The organism is Streptomyces sp. NRRL B-24572 (genome assembly GCF_002156145.1).
Classification (GTDB): Bacteria; Actinomycetota; Actinomycetes; order Streptomycetales; family Streptomycetaceae; genus Streptomyces; species Streptomyces vietnamensis.
On sequence record NZ_MWIG01000376.1, the window covers coordinates 1 to 3,822 of the forward strand.

The 3,822-nt window shown below is 74.4% G+C and carries 3 protein-coding genes; 1 reads left to right on the plus strand and 2 read right to left on the minus strand.

The features are described 5' to 3' along the window. Window positions 1-25: 25 nt before the first annotated feature. The gene (locus CCN56_RS22520) at window positions 26-1,474 is read right to left on the minus strand and encodes an MFS transporter (RefSeq protein WP_086829440.1); all 1,449 of its coding nucleotides are present in this window, start codon (window positions 1,472-1,474) and stop codon (window positions 26-28) included. Between the two features lie 2 nt (window positions 1,475-1,476). Next, window positions 1,477-2,694, minus strand: a complete 1,218-nt coding sequence (locus CCN56_RS22525; protein ID WP_086829442.1) for a M20 family metallopeptidase — start codon at window positions 2,692-2,694, stop codon at window positions 1,477-1,479. A 59-nt stretch (window positions 2,695-2,753) separates the two neighbouring features. Between CCN56_RS22525 and CCN56_RS22530 the strand changes: the two genes are divergently transcribed. Beyond that, a partial coding sequence (locus tag CCN56_RS22530; protein ID WP_086829444.1) for an Lrp/AsnC family transcriptional regulator occupies window positions 2,754-3,822 on the plus strand: 1,069 nt, incomplete at its 3' end.

Genomic DNA, 3,822 nt, shown 5'->3' on the forward strand with positions numbered 1-3,822 from the left:
GACGGCTGACGGGGGGCCGGTGTCGTCAGACCGCCGGCCCCGGCTCGGCCCCGGGTGCACCCTCGTGGCGGCGGGCCAGCGCGCTGAGTCCGGCGGCGAGCAGCGCGCACAGGGCGCCGGCGAGCCAGACGGCGCGGTAGCCGTTCTCGCCGGGCTGTCCGGTCGCCGGGGAGGTGAACGCGCCCAGGAGCGAGGCGAAGACGCCGCCGGCGACCGCGCCGCCGAGGGTCTTGACGTTGTTGTAGAGGGCGGCGGCGATGCCGGTGCGGGACGGGTCCGAGGCCTCGACGATCACGGTGGGCATGGCGCCGAGCGCCAGGCCGGTGCCGAGGCCGAGGAAGAAGGAGCCCGCCGTCATGTGCCACACCTCGTCGTGGAGGACGGCGTACTGGAGGAACGCCGCCGCCACCAGGGCGAAGGCCGCGACCAGGGTGGGGCGGTAGCCGATGCGCCGCGCGACGGCCGCGGTGGCGAAGGAGCCGAGGACGGCGGCGACGTAACCGGGCAGCGAGACGAGCGAGATCGCGAGGGCGGACATGGCGAATCCGTAGCCGGCGGTCGCCGGATCGGCGGCGAAGAAGGTGGCGTTGGGTGCCTGGCTGCCGAAGTAGAAGATGCCGAAGAGGAACGCCCCCAGATAGAAGGGGGCCGCCTCGCGGCCGGCGAGGGCCCGGATGTCCACCAGCGGCTCCGCGGCCCGCAGCTCCACCAGGACCCACGCGGTCAGCAGGGCGGCACCGAGAAGGAGCGGGCCGAGGACCGCGGGGCTGCTCCAGGCTCCGTTCTTCGCGGCGCCGACGCCGCCCAGCAGGGCGAGTACGGACGTGCTGAGCAGTGTCACTCCGGGCCAGTCGACCCGGCCGCTCGCCCGGCGGGTGGACTCGGGTACGGCGACGAAGGAGACGGGTACGCAGATCAGGGCGAGCGCCGCCGGTACGAGAAGGACCGGGCGCAGGTCGCCCACGGCGGAGTGGAGCAGGCCCATCGCCACTCCGCCCACGAGGGAGCCGAGGGCGAGCGACCCGACGAGGAGGGCGATGGCCCTGCGCGCTCCGGCCACGGGAAGCCGATCCCGTACGAGGGCGATCTCCAGGGGCAGCAGCGCGGCGAGCGGCCCTTGGAGCAGCCTCCCGGCGAGCGCCAGCGGGTAGGTGTCCGCGAGCGCCACGATCAGGGTGCCCGCCGCGGTGAGGGCGAGGGCGATCCGGAGCATGCGCCGGTGGCCGTGGAGATCGCCGAGGCGTCCGAACAGCGGCACGCACACGGCGGCCGCGAGGAGCTGGACGGAGACGATCCAGTTGGTGTCGGCGGCGTCGATGCCCAGGTGCACGGCGAGGGCGGGCAGGAGCGGGGCGATGCCGGTCTGGACGACGCCGCTGGTGACCTCGAAGAAGACGAGCAGGCCGACGACGGCGGTGACGGTGGGCGCCGGCCGCTCGGTGACCGGCCCTCTCGGGCTGGTGGTACGGGTCATGGTCACTCCTGCGACGCGAGGTCGGTGGTCGTGAGGGCCAGTCGCCGGAGGGCGAGGCCCGCGAGGAGGGCGGCGGCGTGGGGCAGCGCGCCGTCGTCGTAGACGGCCTGCGGCGAGTGGTTCATCGGCGCGGTCGCGGGGTCGGTGCCCGCCGGACAGGCACCCAGTCCGAGGAAGGCCCCGGGCACCTCGCGCAGGACGAAGGAGAAGTCCTCGGAGCCGGCCAGTGGCGTGGGTGCGGGGAAGACCCGGTCCTCGCCGAGGACGTCCCGGGCGGCGTCGAGGGCGAACGCGGCCTCGCGGTCGTGGTTGACGGTCGGCGGGTACTGGTGGACGTAGTCGATGTCCGCGCTGACGCCGTGGGCGGCGGCGATGCCGTGCACGGTCCGTTCGAACGCCGCGCGGACGGCGGCGCGCGAGGCGTCGGAGAAGGTGCGGACGGTGGCGGAGAAGCGGCCCGTCTCCGGGATGACGTTGGCCGCGGTGCCGGCCTCCAGGCGGCCGACCGTGACGACGGCCGGGTCGAAGATGTCGATCTCGCGCGTGACCAGGGTCTGGAGGGCGGTGACCATCGTGCACAGCGCGGGCACCGGGTCGACGGCGGCGTGCGGGGAGGAGCCGTGGCCGCCCTCGCCGCGCACGGTGACGTGCACGGCGTCGGAGGCGGCGAGCATGGGGCCCGGCCGGGTGGCGGCGAAGCCGGTCGGGGCGCCCCGGGAGACGACGTGCAGCGCGTACGCGGCGACGACCCGCTCTCCGGCGGCGTCGAGCACCCCCTCGTCGATCATGATCTTCGCTCCGCCCTGGCCCTCCTCTCCCGGCTGGAACATGAGGACGACATCGCCGGCGAGCTCCTCGCGGCGGGCCGCGAGGAGGTGCGCGGCTCCGACGAGCCCGGCGGTGTGCAGGTCGTGCCCGCAGGCGTGCATCCGGCCGTCGAGGACGGAGGCGTACGGGACGCCGGTGTCCTCCTGGACGGGGAGGGCGTCCATGTCGCCCCTCAGCAGGACCGCGGGCCCGGGCCGGCCGCCGCGCAGGACGGCCGTCACCGAACTGAGGGCCCGGCCCCGGGTGATCTCCAGGCCGAGCCCGTCGAGGGCGGCGATCACTTTCGACTGGGTGAGGGGGAGGTCGAGGCCCAACTCCGGTTCCCGGTGCAGGGAGTGGCGCAGGGCGGTCAGGACGGGGGCCAGGGCGTGTGCGTCGTGCAGCAGATCCATGGGAGGTATCGTGGCCATCCGTACCAACGACAGAGATCATCTGCAGGGAACCACCGCACATGAGCATTCCGCTGCTGGAATCAGCCACCGCGTCCGGCGTTCTCGACGAGCTCGACCACCTGCTGATCACCGCGCTGCAGACCTCGCCGAGGGCCCGGTGGGAGCGGATCGGCGCGGCCGTCGGCGTGGACGCCTCGACGGTGGCGCGCCGCTGGAAGCGGTTGACCGAGGCCGGTCACGCCTGGATGAGCTGTCACCCGGCCGGCATCGGCCCCACTCCGCCGACCGTCGCCGTCATCGAGGTCGACTGCGTCTCCGGAAACCTGCACGAGGTGGCCGCCGCCATCGTCGACGACCCGCACCTGATCACCATCGACCACGTCACCGGCTCCCGGGACCTGGTCCTCACGGCGGCGTTCCCCGATCAGGCGGCGCTCGCCCGCTATGTGGGCCTGCGCCTGGAGGCCCTTCCCGGGGTGGCCGCGACGCGGTCGCAGATCGCGTCCACCGTGCACGCCGTCGGCAGCCGCTGGCGCCTCGACCGGCTCGCCCCGGGAAGCAGGGAGAACCTGTCGCAGGACCCGTCCGGCGGCGGCACCGGCATCGGCCGGGGCCTGTCCTCCGCCGACGACCTCGACCACCGACTGCTCGACCTGCTCGCGCAGGACTGCCGGCAGTCGGTCGCCGCCCTCGCCCAGAGCAGCGGGGCGAGCGCGAGTACCGTGCGGCGGCGGCTCGACCGCTTCCACCGCGCGGACGCCCTCGTCTACCGTTGCGAGGTGGCCCGGTACCTCTCCGGCTGGCCGGTCGCGGTGACCTTCTGGGGCGTCGCGCCGCCCGACGCGACGGCCCGGATCACCTCGCAGCTCATCACCCAGCGCGAGACGCGCCTCTGCGCCTCCCTCTCCGGTCCGCACAACCTCCTGCTGACCGTCTGGCTGCGCTCCGTGGAGGACATGCCCTCCTTCGAGACCCGGCTGTACGCCCGCTTCCCCGAACTCACCATCGCCGACCGGGCCGTGACGCTCTGGCCCCTCAAGCTGGCCGGCCAGATCCTCGATCCGCGGGGCCGCCGCATCCGGGGCGTGCCCGTGGCCTTCTGGCACGACCCGGATGCGGCGGCCCCGC